14 protein-coding genes and 1 pseudogene are annotated in these 15,341 nt (G+C 64.9%); 2 read left to right on the forward strand and 13 right to left on the reverse strand.

Annotated elements, in window-relative coordinates; all coding sequences use genetic code 11:
* Positions 1-4: 4 nt before the first annotated feature.
* From HGI30_RS19505 to HGI30_RS19520, 5 genes and pseudogenes are all read right to left on the reverse strand, one after another.
* A complete protein-coding gene (locus HGI30_RS19505; RefSeq protein ID WP_168909046.1) occupies positions 5-1,210 on the reverse strand; it encodes a Ger(x)C family spore germination protein in 1,206 nt (401 codons plus the stop codon).
* Positions 1,203-2,321, reverse strand: coding sequence for a GerAB/ArcD/ProY family transporter (locus HGI30_RS19510; RefSeq protein WP_168909047.1), 1,119 nt, complete (start codon positions 2,319-2,321; stop codon positions 1,203-1,205). Before HGI30_RS19510 ends, HGI30_RS19505 begins: the two co-directional genes overlap by 8 nt.
* On the reverse strand, positions 2,314-3,357 hold the full coding sequence (locus tag HGI30_RS19515; protein ID WP_235680203.1) for a spore germination protein: 1,044 nt from the start codon (positions 3,355-3,357) through the stop codon (positions 2,314-2,316). Before HGI30_RS19515 ends, HGI30_RS19510 begins: the two co-directional genes overlap by 8 nt.
* A 61-nt stretch (positions 3,358-3,418) precedes the next feature.
* Positions 3,419-3,946 (reverse strand): annotated as a pseudogene (locus tag HGI30_RS23355) (spore germination protein); the annotation flags it as partial.
* A 193-nt stretch (positions 3,947-4,139) separates the two neighbouring features.
* Positions 4,140-4,781 (reverse strand): DUF2087 domain-containing protein, encoded by a 642-nt coding sequence (locus HGI30_RS19520; RefSeq protein WP_168909048.1) that lies wholly within the window; start codon positions 4,779-4,781, stop codon positions 4,140-4,142.
* 300 nt (positions 4,782-5,081) lie between these two features.
* On the opposite strand from HGI30_RS19520, the gene HGI30_RS19525 reads away from it, so the two are divergent.
* Positions 5,082-5,741, forward strand: coding sequence for an HAD family hydrolase (locus HGI30_RS19525; RefSeq protein ID WP_168909049.1), 660 nt, complete (start codon positions 5,082-5,084; stop codon positions 5,739-5,741).
* 174 nt (positions 5,742-5,915) lie between these two features.
* On the opposite strand, the gene HGI30_RS19530 is transcribed toward HGI30_RS19525, so the two are convergent.
* The 7 genes from HGI30_RS19530 to HGI30_RS19560 form a co-directional block, all read right to left on the reverse strand.
* Positions 5,916-6,473, reverse strand: a complete 558-nt coding sequence (locus tag HGI30_RS19530) for a coiled-coil domain-containing protein (RefSeq protein WP_168909050.1) — start codon at positions 6,471-6,473, stop codon at positions 5,916-5,918.
* Positions 6,474-6,578: 105 nt separating this feature from the next.
* Complete coding sequence (locus tag HGI30_RS19535) at positions 6,579-7,967, reverse strand: RsmF rRNA methyltransferase first C-terminal domain-containing protein (protein WP_168909051.1); 1,389 nt, start codon at positions 7,965-7,967, stop codon at positions 6,579-6,581.
* A 116-nt stretch (positions 7,968-8,083) separates the two neighbouring features.
* Positions 8,084-9,169: a glycosyltransferase family 4 protein gene (locus tag HGI30_RS19540; RefSeq protein WP_168909052.1), complete on the reverse strand. Its 1,086-nt coding sequence runs from the start codon at positions 9,167-9,169 to the stop codon at positions 8,084-8,086.
* Between the two features lie 192 nt (positions 9,170-9,361).
* Positions 9,362-10,093 (reverse strand): hypothetical protein, encoded by a 732-nt coding sequence (locus HGI30_RS19545; protein WP_168909053.1) that lies wholly within the window; start codon positions 10,091-10,093, stop codon positions 9,362-9,364.
* A gap of 18 nt (positions 10,094-10,111) precedes the next feature.
* A complete protein-coding gene (locus tag HGI30_RS19550; RefSeq protein ID WP_168909054.1) occupies positions 10,112-10,792 on the reverse strand; it encodes a bactofilin family protein in 681 nt (226 codons plus the stop codon).
* 111 nt (positions 10,793-10,903) lie between these two features.
* A complete protein-coding gene (locus HGI30_RS19555) occupies positions 10,904-11,077 on the reverse strand; it encodes a hypothetical protein (protein ID WP_168909055.1) in 174 nt (57 codons plus the stop codon).
* Positions 11,078-11,287: 210 nt separating this feature from the next.
* Positions 11,288-12,388 (reverse strand): ion channel, encoded by a 1,101-nt coding sequence (locus tag HGI30_RS19560; RefSeq protein ID WP_168909056.1) that lies wholly within the window; start codon positions 12,386-12,388, stop codon positions 11,288-11,290.
* A 111-nt stretch (positions 12,389-12,499) separates the two neighbouring features.
* Between HGI30_RS19560 and HGI30_RS19565 the strand changes: the two genes are divergently transcribed.
* Complete coding sequence (locus HGI30_RS19565; RefSeq protein ID WP_168909057.1) at positions 12,500-12,646, forward strand: hypothetical protein; 147 nt, start codon at positions 12,500-12,502, stop codon at positions 12,644-12,646.
* A 221-nt stretch (positions 12,647-12,867) separates the two neighbouring features.
* Here HGI30_RS19565 and HGI30_RS19570 read toward each other — a convergent pair whose 3' ends face one another.
* On the reverse strand, positions 12,868-15,168 hold the full coding sequence (locus tag HGI30_RS19570) for a LamG-like jellyroll fold domain-containing protein (protein WP_168909058.1): 2,301 nt from the start codon (positions 15,166-15,168) through the stop codon (positions 12,868-12,870).
* Between the last annotated feature and the right edge of the window lie 173 nt (positions 15,169-15,341).

Below are 15,341 nucleotides of genomic sequence, written 5' to 3' on the forward strand. Positions count from 1 at the left end.
CCTCCTAGTTCGTTTTCAAGCCTTCGCGGCGGATGTAGATCTCGCAGCCGATATCGAAGCGCGTCTGGGCATAGAGGCTCTCCCAATCGCTCTTTGTCTCGATATGGCGGTTCCAATACCTCGGATACTGCCCGCGCAGGGCTTCTCCGAAGCCGAACGGGTCCGACTTCAGCTGCTGGGTCGACCGGATGAATCCGCGCAGGATCCGCGACACATTCTCCTCCAAGTGCTCCTCGATCTTGCGGTAGTCGGAGGCGGTGTAGGCGTCGGACTCGTTGTCCAGCCGCTCCTCGATGCGGGTGTCGAGCCGCACCTTGATGCGGATATGAGGGACATCGTCCTCGATCCTGATATCGGTCTCGGCCTGTCGGCGGAACGTAGTGAGCATGAGCGTTCCCACGTCCGGCACTTGGATGAAGTTCGAGTAGCCGCCCGGATTCATTCCTTTGAGCGCCATGTAGGCGCCGATCTCGATCGGCTCGGTGTGGCCGACCATCCTGCCTCCGCTGAACAGGGCGATTCCTTTGAGCAGGATGTTCTCCTTTTGCCGGATGGAGATGTACGGCAGGAACTCGTCCTGCCCCTTGCTCGACTCGGCGGTCCAGAAGCTGCCGATGTACTCCTTGGGGAATTTGCCCATCTCCATCGATTTCTCGATCATCGACAGCAGGTAGAGACTGGGGATCCGTTCCAGCGGCGGGGCCACGCCCATCAGCCTGTCCGCTTCGATGTCGGAGACGAGCAGCCAGGTGGAGCGGCGGACCTCCGAGTTTCGACGGAAATAGTCGTTGAGGTCCTCCACGCCTCGCCGGGCGATCTTTTCGCTGATGACGATGACGCGCAGATGGATCAGGCTCCGCGGATCGGCAATCTCCTGCTGCAGGTTGTTCAGCGCGTCGTCGATCGAGTATCCGGTGACGCGAACGACCCAGACGGGCATGCCCCCCTCCTTGCCGCCGCCCCCGCTGTCGCTCGGTCCGAGCGGGACTCTCCCCGGTATGGCGATCTGCGCCGTAATGCGGATCTTCTTGCCTTTCACCGTCGGCGGCGGGGTCAAGTGGGTCGCATGCTCGTCCTTCTCGTCGCCATCCGCCTCGTCGATCGCCATCCCGAGGATGAGCGCGCGGTCCTCCAGCTCCTGCCGGTCCCAGCAGCCCGCCAGCAGCAGCCCGCCCGCCAGCGCCAGCGCCGCCAGCAGCAGGCTACGCATGGCCTTCCGCCTCCTCGGTCCGCCGGCCGCTTCTCCGGATCAGGGACAGGAGCAGCAGCAGCGCCGGATACCCGGCGAACAGGATGGCCCCGTACAGGTTGAGCCGTTCCGACCAGCGGTACAGCTCGAAGATGTTGGCCGGCAGAAGCGCCGCCGCGTAGACGAAGGGCATGCCGAACGTGGCGATCATCCTCTGGTCGCGCAGGCCGAGCAGCTCCCTCGTTCCGTACGCGCAGAAGTAATAGGTCGAGTAGACGGAGGTGAAAATGGAGATGACCCACACGATCAGGAACAGCGCGTCGAGGCGCTGGCCCGAGCCGAGCGAGGCGCTGCGGGCCGTTTCCAGCGTCGGGTAGGTCAGCAGCTTGACCTCTTCGGCGCCGAAGACGGCGATCGTCGCGACGACGATCGCGGTATAGAGCAGCGTCACCAAGACGGCGCCGAGGGCCGTCGCCGCCACCGCCCGGCGAGGCCGCCGCAGGATCGGGCCGAGCAGGACAATGACGAACGCGATCTGAGAGGCGGCTGCGATCTGGATCAGCTCGCCCCCCCAGTCGAACGAGCGGTTGCCGAGGACCGGCAGCAGATTCGCCATTTCTGCGTTCTGCATCGATACGGCTACGACGACGATACCGGGCAGCAGGATGAACGGAAGGTAGAATTGATGCACGAAGACGAACTTGAGCCGATCCCGGCGGCACGACAGTCCTGCCAGCAGGATCAGGAACGATACGACGATCTCGATCGGCGTCTTTTGCAGCAGCACCTGCACGACCGCTTCTCCGAACTGGCGTGCGGTCATGCCGCTGACGAACAGAAAATAAAGGATCAGCAGCCCGTTGAGGACGCGCGCCGCCCCCTTGCCGATCAGCTGCTCGCTGAAGCGGAACAGGCTCTGTCCCGGATGGCGGCTCATCAAATAAGCGAGAGCTGCAAGGAAGAGCATGCCGCATGTCATGCCGGCAAAGACGAGCAGCGGAGCCCCGCTCTCCACCGCTCGCGCGGCCAGGCGGGGCAGCGTCAGGACGCCGATGCCGACGATCGAGCTGGCGACGACGGCGCCCAGCTGGAACGATGAGATCATGCCGCTCGTGGCCCGGGAATCATTCATGCCGCTGCGGCCCCCTTCTTCCTCCGGAGCGAAGCACCCGCTCCATCGGCAGGCGCGCGGAATCGGGCGGAAGCCGGTCGGAATCCTGCGGATGCAGATGCGACGGACGCTTGCGCAACCACCAGATCGGCCCCCGGACGAGCATGTCCTTCATCCCCTGCCAGCTTCCCGGCACGAACGGCGACAGGTACGGCGCTCCGAACGATTCCAGCGCGAGCATGTGGTTGGCGATGAACAGCACGCCCATCATGACGCCGAACAGCCCGAACGTCCCTCCCAGAACAATGAGCGGAAAGCGCAGCATCCGCAGCGCCGTGGCCGAGTTGTAGGCGGGAGTCGCGAAGGAGCCGATCGTGGTGAGCGCGACGATGACGATCGTAATCGGGCTGGCGAAGCCCGCCGATACGGCGGCCTGCCCGATGACGAGCACGCCGACGATGCTGAGCGCTCCCCCGATCAGCTGCGGCAGGCGGATCGTCGCTTCCCGCAGCACCTCCATCGAGACCTCGATGATGAGCACCTCGACGAAGGAAGGAAAGGGCACCCCGGCCCTTCCTCCGGCGACCGCCACGGCGAAGTCCGTCGGAATCAGCTCCGGGTTGAACGAAATGAGCGAGACGTAGAGGGCGGGAAAGATGAGCGAGGAAATCAGCGCGACCAGCCTCACGATCCGGATCAGACTGCCGATGAGGAACCGTTCCGTATAGTCGTCGAGCGACTGGTAGAACTGGGTGAAGAACGTCGGCACGATCAGCGCGAACGGAGAGCCTTCCGCCAGGATCGCTACTCGTCCCTCCAGCAGGGCGGCAGCCGTCTTGTCCGGGCGCTCCGTATTCTGAATTTGCGGAAACGGCGAGAACGGCTGGTCCTCGATGAACTGCTCGATATAGCCGGCGTCTAGGATGGCGTCCGTATCGATCTTGGAGACGCGCTGAAGCACCTCGCCGACGACCGCCGGATCGGCGATGCTCTTCAGGTAGCAGACCGCCGTCCGCGTCTTGCCCCGCTGGCCGAGCGGCGCGAGCTTGATGCACATGTTCCGTCGTCTGCAGCCGGCTGCGCAGCAGCGTCAGGTTCGTATCGAGCACCTCGATGAAGCCCTCGCGCGGGCCGCGGATGACCTGCTCGGTCTGCGGCTGCTCGATCGCCCGCTTCTCCACCTTCCGCGTCTGCAGGATGATCGCGTCATGGGAGCCGGCCAAGCAGAGCAGCGTCCGGCCGGCGGAGATCGCCTGCAGCATCGGAACGACGTTGGATTCGGCGTAGGCGTTGATCTCGTGCAGCTCCTCGCTGAGCACGATGTCGATCAGGCGGCGGGTGCGGAGTTTCTCCAGCCTGGCGGGGGCAGGCTGCTCCATGAGCGGGCGCATGAGATGGTCGTTGAGCACCTGCTTGTCCACCATCGTATCCAGAAAAACCGCCGCCGCATCGAACTCCCCGAACAAGCGCAGCTGGCGGATCGAGAGGTCGTCCGTCTCGGCGTAAACCTCCTTGACGATCCGCAGCATCTCGTCCAGCCGCGGGGAGCCCTTCATGCTGCCGTACTGGTCCAGGACATCGTCGAGGACCGGCACCGATGCGGGCTTGCGCACGCGCTTGTCGATCTGGCTCCAGCTTCCGGCCATGCCGCCCCCTCCTCTTCCTCGCTTGGCAGATTCAGGGCCTAGTATGGCCGACGAATAAACGGATTATGTGCCTGCCCATCGATCGGACAAGCGGAAAAGCCCGCCGATGAGGGCGGGCTGAACGGCTTTCGATTCCGCTTGGCCGAAGCTTCGCATTCGCCGCGTCGGGCGAAGCGGCCGCTGCATGGCCGGGTCAGGACAGCTCCGCCCAGCGCGGCCACATTTCGACCGGGTTGAGCTCGTAGACCTCCTTTTCGCGGAACAGGAACTGGTGCATGATGAACTCGCGTCGAAGCGTGGCGAAGTCCGGATGGACCTCGCGGATGAAGGCGTTGATCTCCTTCTCCGGGTACTTGCGTCCCGGCTCCAGCTTGCGCGCCAGCTGCTCCAGCACGACGAGCTTCTTCTTCAGCTGGGCGGGAATGCTCTTCAGCCTGCCCTCTCGGTCGAAGAAGCTGCGCAGCACGGCGCTCCGATACTTCTCCAGCTCCTCCTGGCGCGCCTGCTCCTCGGCTGGCCTCGATTCGTCCATGTCCGTCTCCTCTCTCTCCGCTCCTGCGCGCGACCGCAGGATCAGCTCCATCGCGGCGTCCGCGCCATCGCGCAGGAAGTATTCGTTCAGGGAAAAATAGATCGCGTTCTTCTCCCGCCGCTCTCCGATCAGCCCGGCTTCCCGAAGCTTGGCGGCATGATGGGTGATCGTCGCCGGCGCGAGCGACAGCCTCTCGGCCAGCGCCAGGCCGTTGCGCTCCCCATCCGCCAGCAGGATCAGCATGCGGATGCGGGTCGGATCGGCGAGCGCCTTATGGTAGGCGACGACTTTTTCCAGCTGCATGACGCTCCCCCTTTTATTATTAGATGTAAATCTAATTAGATCATAATCTAATATATAAAACGCGTCAAGCGGAAAGCCGGAGGTTGCGGCCATGCCCTCGGAGCGCGCAAAATAGGAGAAGGCCGGGCCGGAAGCTTGCCGCAGGCGCGCGTCTACGGCTAGGCGCCGGGCGCGGAGAGCAGGGTAGGCTTGAAGAACGAAAGGTCACGCAACGAGCTGTGGATCCCGATCGTCGGGCGGACGGCTGGAGACGGAACGGCGAGCGATGGCCCGCACAACTAACAGAGGAGAGAGACCCTTATGACACGGCAAGCCTTTTTGTTCGACATGGACGGCGTCATCATCGACAGCGAGCCGCTGCACTTCGAGGTGGACATCGAGACGGTCAAGGCGCTCGGCGCGGAGATCGACCAGCATGGACTCGAGCCTTACGTCGGCATGACCAACCCGGAGATGTGGAAGCTGCTGCGGGAGCAGTTCGGCTTCGAGCCTTCCATCGCCGAAATCATCGAGCTCCAGATGAACCGCAAGCTGGAGGCGCTGGCGGCGAGCGGCCTGACCGCGATGGACGGCATCGCGGAGCTGACCGACCGTCTGCTCGCCGCCGGCGTGCGCATCGGCGTCGCCTCGTCCTCGCCCCGCGTCTTCATCGAAGCGGTGCTCGGTCAGTTCGGCCTGCTGGACAAGTTCGGCTGCATCGTCAGCGGGGAGGAAGTGCCGATGGGCAAGCCCGCGCCGGACGTGTACCTGGAGGCGGCCCGCCAGCTCGGCGTCTCGCCGGACGCCTGCGTCGTGCTGGAGGACTCCCGCAACGGCGTGCGTGCCGCCAAGGCGGCGGGCATGCGCGCGATCGGGCTGCGCAACCCGAACTCCGGCCAGCAGGACCTGTCCGAAGCCGATTGGATCGTCGACTCGGTCCGCGACATCCCGCTGGCGGAGCTAGGGCTTGGCCTGGGCTGAGAAGGCCGCGCCAATTTGCGAGGATTCGCCGTCGGATGAACGATGAAAAAGGCTGTTCCTTCCGTCTGCTGGACGGGGAACAGCCTTTTTCTGCTTGGCACGAGGAGACAATCGAGGCGGAAGGCCAGCGGAAGCAATGGCAGGAATGATGCCCTCGGCTAGGCTGAAGCCCGATCAAGCGTGCTGCTTTTTGAGGAAGAACATCTCCTTCTCCACCTGCATGATCTTATGATCGTGAAATTCCACGGTTCCGCGGAGGCTGATGATCTCGCTCAGCAACTTTTCGTCCGCAGAAATATTCTCCAGATGGTAGGCGTCTACTTTTTCATGGAGGTCGAACACTTGACCACTCAAGGCCGTGACCTGGGTCTGGACCGAATCGACGACTTCTTCCAGACGGCCGAGCCGCTCGTCCACGACGTCCAGGCGCTGCTCGAACGTATCCAGACGCTCGTCCATTTTGTCTAAACGACCGTCGATCGTTTCCAGACGCTCGTCCATTCTGTCTAAACGACCGTCGATCGTTTCCAGACGCTCGTCCATTTTATCCAGACGACCGTCCATTTTGTCCAAGCGCTCGTCCATTTTATCCAGACGACCGTCCATTTTGTCCAAGCGCTCGTCCATTTTATCCAGACGACCGTCCATTTTGTCCAGACGACCGTCGATTCGATCGAACCGCTCGTCCATGCCCTCCAGCGCCGAAAAGATCCGCTGCAGCATCTGCTCCATCGCTCCGCCCTCCCGATTGCCTGACTGTGTCCAGTATAACCTGCGGAGGCGCAAATGACCAGTCGCTTTTCGAACATTTGTTCCCTTTTTGAACCGAGATTCGAGCTAATCCGACTGAACCCCCGTCCAGCGCAGGCCTTTCGGAAAGTGGTTCTTCAGCTGGCCGTCGGCAAGCTTGCCCCAGCCGATCGAGTGGCCCGAGGCGAGCACGAGCTGCCAGCCCTTGGCGCCGCCCGCCGCGATGACTTCGCCGCGCAAGTAGGCGGCCAGCTCCGGAGAGCCGAGCGGCAGATCGACGGCATGGCGCGCCTGCCCGGGCTTCAGCGTGAGCGCCAGCGCGTGCGAAGGCTCGAAGCGGTTCTTCTTGAGCGTGCCGAGATGCAGGCCGGGCCGCAGCACCTTCAGCCCGGCAAGCTCCGGCATGCCCTCCGGCAGCGCGTACAGCTGGTCGCCGAACGGAAGCAGGATGCCCTGCGGCAGCTCGGCGAGAGCTTCCTCGGCGAAGCGCGTGAACGGCTCCGGCAGCTTGTCCCGCCGCAGGCCCGTCTCGTGCTTCAGCTTGCGCCCGCCTGCGGACGCATCCTCCGCCTTGCGCAGCACGGCCGCAAAGTGACCTTCGCCGCGCACCCGGTGCGGCCAGATGCGGACCGTCCGCTCCAGTCCGGGCGCAGGATCGGCGATCCAGTCCGGCCGGCCGCTCCCGAAGCCCTCATTGAGATGCGCGGCCGCGATGGAGAACTCGGGATGCTCCCGCAGGAAGCGGCTTACCGCTCCTTCGTTCTCCTCCGGGGCGAACGTGCAGGTCGAGTAGACGAGCGTGCCTCCCGGCCGCAGCATGAGCGCCGCATGCCGGAGGATGTCGTCCTGACGCGCCGCGCACAGGAGGACGTGATCCGGGCTCCACTGCGCGCAGGCGTCCGGGTCCTTGCGGAACATGCCCTCGCCGGAGCACGGAGCGTCGACGACGATCCGGTCGAAAAAGGCCGGAAAGCGCGGCGACAGCCGGTCCGGCAGCTCGCTCGTCACGACCGCATGGCGGACGCCCATGCGCTCCACGTTCTGCGACAGGATCTTCGCGCGCGCCGGATGCGGCTCGTTCGCCACGAGCAGTCCCTCGCCCCGCATCAGCTGGGCCAGATGCGTCGACTTGCCTCCCGGCGCGGCGCACAGATCGAGCACGCGCTCGCCCGGCTGCGGCGCGGCCAGCTCGGCGACCGCCATCGCGCTCGGCTCCTGGATGTAGTAGAGGCCGGCCTCATGCCAAGGATGGCGGCCGGGACGGTCTTCCTCGCCGTCATAATAGAAGCCCGCCGGAGCCCACGGCACCGGCTCCAGCCCGAACGGCTGGACGGCCAGGAATTCCTCGGCCGCAAGCTTGAGCGTGTTGACGCGCAGCGCTTGTACCCTCGGCTGCTCGCAGCTGTGGCGAAACGCCTCGTATTCGGTATGCAAAAGGTCCTTCATGCGCGATTCAAAGGAAGCCGGAAGCTTCATGATCCATCACCTCGGGTCGGTTCCTGGCGGCGAGCCGCCGAAAAAAACTACGACCCATTCTACCGAACGAAGCGCCCGCGACGCAAGGGCGGAGCGGCGCATCGTTTTGTCGAACGTCAAGGGCGCTTGGGCCGGACCGCCTGCATCGCCTGCAGCATCGCTTGGAAATGGTCGACGTAGGCGGATGCGGAAAAGCGCTCGCGGATATGGCGCTCGCCCTGGATGCGGATCAGCTCCCGATACGCCGTGTCCTTCATGAGCCGGTATGCGCCTGCGGCCGCGGCCCCGATATCGCCGAGCGGGTAGAGCTCGCCCGTCCGAAGCGGCTCGATGAACCGCGTCACGCCGCCGGAGTCGGTCGCGAGCACCGGACACCGGCACAGCATCGCCTCGGCGACCGCATAACCGAAGCCCTCGCGGATCGAGCAAGAAACGAGCGCTCCGCCCGAATCCCCGATGAGGCTCAAATAGTCCGCCATCTGCGAATGGGGAACGTTGGAGCGGAGCGTCAGCCGGCCGGCGAGGGGAGACGCTTGCCGCCAGCCGTCGAACGCCTGACGCTCGGCCGGATCGTACAGCGTGGCGTCCTCGAACATCCAGAGCGCGAGCGCCGGGAAGGACGGCACGAGCGCTTCCGCGATCGCGACGAACTCGCGCCAGTTCTTGTTGGGCTCGATGCGGCCGATCCACCCGAGAATCGGGTACGGCACGATCGGAAAGCGCGAATAGCCGAAGCTGTCCGTGTCGAGCGGATCGTCGAAGCAGAACTGCGGCAGCTCCGGACAGGCGCCGCCGAGCATCGCCTGCAGATGGTCCGTCACAGGATAGAGCAGGCCGTCCGCGCAGTGGCGCAGCACGCTGCCGTAATCGCGTAGAAATTCCTCCGCCTGCTGCGGCGTGCCGAGGCCTTGGACCTCGAAGACGAGGCGTCCGGCGTACCCGCTGAGCCGGATCTGCTCCAGCAGGACGACATGCGAGCAGACGACGATCACGTCGTATCCTTCCCGTCGGATCAGCGCCAGGATGTCCGCGATCTCGCGGTAGACGAGCACGGTGTATCCGCCGGCGTTCTGCAGGCCGCTGCCATCGTTCGTATACAGCACATGGCAGTCGACGCCGCTCGCGGCCAGCGCTCGGGAGCGGATACGGTTGAGCGTCTCCATGCCCCCGCTCGGGGTCGAAAAGACGAGCAGCAGCTTCATCGCTCCGAGCCTCCGCCTTGGCGGATCGTATTCACGAGCTGGTGGACCATGGGGTCCGCACCTCCAATGGAAGAAATCGGTTGCTGCCAGTATATGCTCGGCTGCGGGCCGCCCGTGCGGGAGCGGGACGTCCGCATGGCCGCAGGGTCCGAGCGGGAGCGAACGAAGGCAAGCCAAAAAAGCGGTCGGCTGTCACATCCGCCGCCGCTCCTTCACGACCGCGCCGGGATGCACGGTCAGCTCCTCCGTATAGTCCACCCGTCCGATCTCGCAGCCTTCGCCGATCGTCACGCTGCCTCCGCGCACCGTGTCGGCCCTCGTGCGCTCCAGCCGGACGACGGCCCCCTCGATGCGGCGAGCGTCAAGACGGGCGGGGCGGACCGATCGGAAGACGGTACCGAACAGCCGGGCGAGCCAGCCCGGCCGGCTCACCTCGACGCGCCGTCCGACCAGCTCGCCGATCGACGAGTCGCGATGCAGCTGCAGCATGATGCTGCCGGCGTCGAGCTTGCCCGGCACAGCGGCCCGGCCCTTGATCCGCACCTCCGAAGCGGAGCAGCTCGTCGCCTGCAGCTCGCCGCTTAGACGGATGCAGTCCGCTTGCAACGACTCCTGGGACGCGAACGAGCCGGAGCCAAGCAGCTCCCGCACGGTCGCGGCGTCCCGAGAGACCAGCTCTCCGGTCAGCCGCAGCCGGCCGACAGACAGGCCCTCGGCCGAGACGGTGCCGGTCACTCTCGCGTTGAGCGCGTTCAGCTCTCCGTGCACGCGCAGCGAGCCGGTGACGGCGAGCTGCACGCAGTCCAGGCTCCCGTGCACGATGCCGTCCCCAATCACGCGAGCTTTCGCGTAGCTGCCGCCGCCGGATACGCCCGTCCCGGTCAGGGACAGGCGACGCGCAGCGGATTCGGTTTTCGCCGCCATGCGGCATCCCTCCTTTTGTCAGCCGATCCGGGCCTCGCTGTCCACGCGTGCGTCCGCATGCCGCTCGAACCGCTCCGTGTATTCGACCCGGCCGATCTCGCAGCCAGGGCCGATCCGCACCCTCGCCCCGCGCACGAGGCTCGCTGTCGTGTCCTCCAGGACGATGTCCTCGCCCTCGATCGTCTGCGCCAGCAGGCGGTTCTGAACGACGGGCAGCGGCAGCAGCTTCTGCCAGCCCAGCAAGCCGTCGCTTGGAGCCGATGCTTCCAGATAGCGGACCGACAGCTCGCGGACGCTGCTGCTGCCTCGCAGCTCCAGCCTAGCCTCGTCGCCGCTCAGCGCGTCGAGCTGGAGCTTGCCGTGCGAGAGCAGGCGGCCGATCCGGCAAGGCCCATGCACCGTGAGGCTGCCGTTCACCTTGGCCTCCTCCGCATCGAGCGATTCCTCTACCGTCAGCTTGCCCTCCACGCGGCACGTCTCCGTCCGCAGCCCGCCTTCGATGCCCGCCAAGCCGTTGATCTCCGCGCGTCCGGCCAGCACGGAGCCCTTGAAGGTCGCCTGGCCGTTCACGATCACCTTCTCGCTTTCCAGATCGCCCGTCACCTTGCCCATGCCGTCGATGATCGCGCGGTCGACCTTGCCGCCCTCTACCGTGCCGATGCCCGCCAGCCGGATTTCCTTGCCTGTATCGTTCTTCAAATGGACATGCTCCCTTCCTTGGTCTTGTATGGACTCAGCTTATCATGCGGCCGGATGCCGGACATCGGCCCGCAGGCGGAGCCGGATGTCGGGCAGAGGACGGGGCGGCGGCTACGCCTGCGGGCGATCACGGCGTTCACCGCCCTTGCGCCTGCTTCGGTTCCGGACGGCTTCCTCCAGCCGCTTCAGCAGCGGCTCTCGAATCCCCTCCTCTACCCCCAGCTGATCCAACGCCTCTCGGACATCCAGCTCCATCCGACGCTCGCCATTGCTGTCGCTGCTCATTTCCCTAGTCCTCCTTCACCTTCTCCCCCTTTGCTCCTGTCGGCCCTTATTCTACAAAAACGTCCGTTTTTTCCCTCTCGGATCACTTTTATCGCGATGAAGCAATGCGGTGAAAAGAGGGAAAAGGCCCATCCGCAGAGGATGGGCCTGAATGAAATGCGGAAAAGCTGATGACGTCATTCGCTGAAGACGGTTCCGATGCCTGGCGTTCTAGCCGCCCGTCCGACTCAGCGCCTCATACGTCACGGAGTCGGCGATGACGAACAGCCGGGCCTGCTCCGGGATCGTGTCGCCGAGCCGGCGGATGATGCCCGTGTCGTCGCCGTCCGCGACGAGCAGCGCGCCGCGCGCCTTCAGCCATTCGTAGGCGTCGTTGTACGTGCGCCATTCCGGGCGTTTGGCGATGCCGTACAGCTCGTCCCCGCTGTCCTTGCTCATCAGGTTCATGAACAGGCGCGACGAGCCCTGGTTCACCGTCGAGCTGGCGATGAGATGGGAGATCGACTGCTGCGACAGGATCAGCTCGTCCACCTTCGCATGGCGGAAGCTGTGGCGGTGGCTTTCCTTGAGTATTTCCGCGATCGTGTAGATCTCCTTGCCCTGGCGGGCCGCGTAGCTCTCCAGCGTCGTCGCGATCAGCAGCGTATGGCCGTCCGCCAGCGAGGCATTCGGCACCCCCTCCGGGGAAAAGATGACAACCGCCTTGCACGCGCAGACGTTCGCCCGGTCCAGCGTCGCGTATTCCGTGGCGTCGCCCTGAATGTAGTGCACGCGCTCCTCCGCCATCGGCGTCTTCGCGAGCTTGGCGATGAGCACGACCTCGCGGGCCGGATCGGCGAGCAGCAGCTCCTCGATCATGTCGCGAATTTTCTCCTCCGACCAGCCGATGACGACGTAATGATCCTTGCCTTGGTAAGCCAATCTGCCTTCCTCCCTCTGCTTCTTCCAGCTGACGAAGTTCTCCGTCGTCTTGCCGACGATGGAGCCGATCAGGAACAATCCGATGAAAATGACGACGATGCCGAACGCCATGCCCGGCGCCGTCACCGGGAAGTAGTCGCCGTAGCCGACCGTCGTCGCCGTCACGATCACCCACCACAGCGAGCGGAACCAGCTCGTGAACTTCTCCGGCTCCAGCGCCTGGATGACGAATGGGCTGAGCAGGAAAAAAAGAGCCGCGAACGCGGCGAGCGTCCGGCCGTCGAGCTTGGCGATCTTGCGGAACGCGTTGTAGAAAAACAGCATGGAACCCTTCCTTTCGGCAAGCTGGATGCAACTGGATATACGCGTGATAAAAGGTATGCGTGCCACGTTCGGATACCTTTCGAAAAAAAAGACCGGAATTCCTTCCTGCCGATGCCGGAAGAGGAATTAATCCCTATTGCGACGGGGACACTAGGAGCCGCGAAAGGAGGGAGATCCATGTCAGGACGCAACAGCAAGCCGAAAAACGACGGGCCGTCCAGCAGTCCGGGCCGCCTCGACCAATACGGAGACAAGCTGGCTTCGCTGAACGAGGAGGAATTCCAAGCCTCGGTTCAAGAGGCGATCGAGGAAGAAGAGAAGTAGGACGGGTTAGACGCCGAAACGCGACGAGAGGATGGGGATGCCGTCCTTTCGGCGCGTTTTTTTTCGTGAGGCTACTTCTGTCATTTTCAATGGATGCCCCTAGCTTAGGCGATTCTATGTCCGCGACCCTGAGGCCAGAAAAGAAAAAAGCGTCCCGCTCCGCGCGTTGCGGGGCTGGACGCTTTTATGTCGATTACGAGACGGTAAGACTCTCTCTTCAATTAGGGAGACTCCACCCACGCCTTGTTGAACTTGGCGAGGGCGATCTTCTGCCCGGCCGGCTTCTCGTAGAAGACGAAAATCGACTTATTCGGCGAGACGGCGATGTCGGAGTAGCCGTTGGTGCCGGGATAAATTTCCTTGGAGCGGTACCACGTGGACCCGTCGTCGGCGCTCATGCGGATCGTCATGCTTGTGCGCGTGGAGACGTTCGCCGGATTGGTGAACAGGATCGTCGAGGCGTCGTAGCGCTGCAGGCTGCCCTGGCAGACCGGGTCCGGCAGCGCCAGGTCGGAGTACGGCGTGCTCCAGGCTCCCGTCACGCCGGAGCTGACGGAGACGGCGCGGTAATCGCTGCCCGGGTTGCGCATGTTGGTCATGAGGCGTCCGTCGGACAGTTGGATCATCATGTTCTCGTGGATGCGCCCGTAGCCGGAAGGATTAGGCACGAGCGGGCCCGCCGACCAGGTGGTGCCGCCGTCGGAGCTGTAGATCGCCGCGACGGTGCTGTTCGACCAGCCGCTCACGGTCAGGTAGATCGGCACGACGAGCTTGCCGTCGGCCAGCTGGATCGCATGGCCCGGGCCCATGCCGGCCCCGGCCAGGTTGGCGAAGTAGCTCGGGCTGGAAGCGGACTTGTACGCATCCAGCACAGAGGTGATGTCGCGGGCCGCGCCCCAGGTGGCGCCATGGTCGGTGCTCGTGCGGATGAAGAACTGGCAGGCGCCCCATTTCCAGCGGCTCCACAGCAGATGCACGCGCCCGCTGCCGGATTCGGCGAGCAGCATCGGGTTCATTTCGGCGTAGCCCTGAGACTTGCCCGGCGAGAGGATGACGTTGGCGCCGAACGTCTTGCCGCCGTCGGTGCTGCGGCGCAGGACGAGGTCGGTCGGCGTCTGGTCGCCGCCCTGGCGGCCTTCCGCGACGGCCAGGATCGTGCCGTTGGATGTGGAGACGATGGACGGAATGCGGTATTCGCCGTAGCCGAGCCCGTCCGAGGTGTCGAACAGGATCGTCTCGGAGAACGTCGCGCCGACGAGCGCGAGCTGGGAGGCTGTCAGCACGGACGGATAGACGGCGACGGCGTCGATGTCGCCGGCGAAGTACCACTGGCCGCCGCCGCTGTCGACGTTGCGACCGGTCCAGAGGCCGTCGAGCTCGGTCACCGAGGCGAAAAAGGCCGCGTTCGCGGATGAGCCCCGCAGCTCGCCGTCGACGTAAAGGCGGGTGCCGCCCGCTCCCGCGGTGACGACGGCCGTGTGCCACTCGCCGTCGTTCCAGCTGCCGCTCGCGCTGATCTGCGCCGAGTAGGCTCCATTGTCGCGCGCTTCATAATAGACGGTGCCGCCGTTCAGCGACAAGGTGACGTTGCTGGACGGGTCGCCGCTGTCCGATGCGCTGAGCAGCGTCTTGGCGGCCGCGCCGCTCGTCGTGCGGAAGCGGGCGGCGATGCTCCCATGCGCCAGCCCCGACACCTGACCCAGCTGGGCCGTGCGGTCGGTGTAGTCGCTCGTGCCGTTGAAGGCGCGTCCTTCGCGGAACAGCGCCGCGGAAGCCGGCAGCTGCCCGCCGTCCTCCTGAATCTCCAGCTGCGACAGCGGACGGCTGTACACGGACAGCTCGGCGATGTCGCCGGCGTAGAACCATTGGCCGCCGCCGTTGTCGACATTCCGGCCCGCCCACAGCCCGTCCAGTCCAGTGACGGACGAGAAGAACGCCGTGGACGCGCTGCTGCCGCGCAGGCTGCCGTCGACGTACAGCTTCGTGCCGGAGGCGTCTACGTTCAGCACGGCGGTATGCCAGGCATTGTCGTTCCAGCTGCCGGAAGCGCTGATCTGCGTGGCATACGTTCCGTTCTCGCGGTTTTCCGCATAGACGGTGCCGCCGTTCAGCGTGAGCGAGAAGTTGCTCGACGGGTCCTGCACGTCCGAGGTGCTGAGCAGCGTCTTGGCCTGGGCCGCGCTGCTCGTCTTGAAGCGTACCGAGATGGCGCCTTGGGCGAGCGAGGCGACCGCCGGGAGGCTGGCGGTCAGGTCGGTGTAGTCGCTCGCGCCGTTGTACGAGCGGTTCGGCGTACTGTACAGCACGCGGCCGTCCGGCGAGGCGGCGTAGGCCGGCTCGCTTCCCGCAGGAAGCAGCACCGGCAGCAGGAGCGCCAGCGCCAGCAGGAGCAGGGCGAGGCGGCGAGGACGGATGGCCCTGCGGGAGGCAGCGCGCGCTGGGACGGACGAGGCTGGAGAAAGCCTGGCTGGAGTGGAGGGCAGGATTTTTCGGCGGGCGCCCGCTTGTCCGGGATGGTTCATCTTGATCTCTCCTTTTTCAGGTCGATGATGGCCTTCCTTCCGACATCTTGCTTGACGAATGAAGCTTCGTGTCGGAACGTTCACTCGGTCTGCCGGCGCTGTGCCGGCCGGGCCTCGCCTCCTTTCGGGATCGTCCGCCCCTGCTCCGCCCCTTCGGCCCGTCGGGCAGGCGG

Source organism: Paenibacillus albicereus (assembly GCF_012676905.1).
Lineage (GTDB): Bacteria > Bacillota > Bacilli > Paenibacillales > Paenibacillaceae > Paenibacillus_O > Paenibacillus_O albicereus.

Excerpts from the sequence above, each read along its gene's own strand:
- HGI30_RS19520 (WP_168909048.1), bottom strand. The coding sequence starts at position 4,781 with ATGCAGCTGGAAAAAGTCGTCGCCTACCATAAGGCGCTCGCCGATCCG.
- HGI30_RS19535 (WP_168909051.1), bottom strand. The coding sequence starts at position 7,967 with ATGAAGCTTCCGGCTTCCTTTGAATCGCGCATGAAGGACCTTTTGCAT.
- HGI30_RS19515 (WP_235680203.1), bottom strand. The coding sequence starts at position 3,357 with ATGTGCATCAAGCTCGCGCCGCTCGGCCAGCGGGGCAAGACGCGGACG.
- HGI30_RS19570 (WP_168909058.1), bottom strand. The coding sequence starts at position 15,168 with ATGAACCATCCCGGACAAGCGGGCGCCCGCCGAAAAATCCTGCCCTCC.
- HGI30_RS19530 (WP_168909050.1), bottom strand. The coding sequence starts at position 6,473 with ATGGAGCAGATGCTGCAGCGGATCTTTTCGGCGCTGGAGGGCATGGAC.
- HGI30_RS19555 (WP_168909055.1), bottom strand. The coding sequence starts at position 11,077 with ATGAGCAGCGACAGCAATGGCGAGCGTCGGATGGAGCTGGATGTCCGA.
- HGI30_RS19545 (WP_168909053.1), bottom strand. The coding sequence starts at position 10,093 with ATGGCGGCGAAAACCGAATCCGCTGCGCGTCGCCTGTCCCTGACCGGG.
- HGI30_RS19505 (WP_168909046.1), bottom strand. The coding sequence starts at position 1,210 with ATGCGTAGCCTGCTGCTGGCGGCGCTGGCGCTGGCGGGCGGGCTGCTG.
- HGI30_RS19510 (WP_168909047.1), bottom strand. The coding sequence starts at position 2,321 with ATGAATGATTCCCGGGCCACGAGCGGCATGATCTCATCGTTCCAGCTG.
- HGI30_RS19525 (WP_168909049.1), top strand. The coding sequence starts at position 5,082 with ATGACACGGCAAGCCTTTTTGTTCGACATGGACGGCGTCATCATCGAC.
- HGI30_RS19540 (WP_168909052.1), bottom strand. The coding sequence starts at position 9,169 with ATGAAGCTGCTGCTCGTCTTTTCGACCCCGAGCGGGGGCATGGAGACG.
- HGI30_RS19565 (WP_168909057.1), top strand. The coding sequence starts at position 12,500 with ATGTCAGGACGCAACAGCAAGCCGAAAAACGACGGGCCGTCCAGCAGT.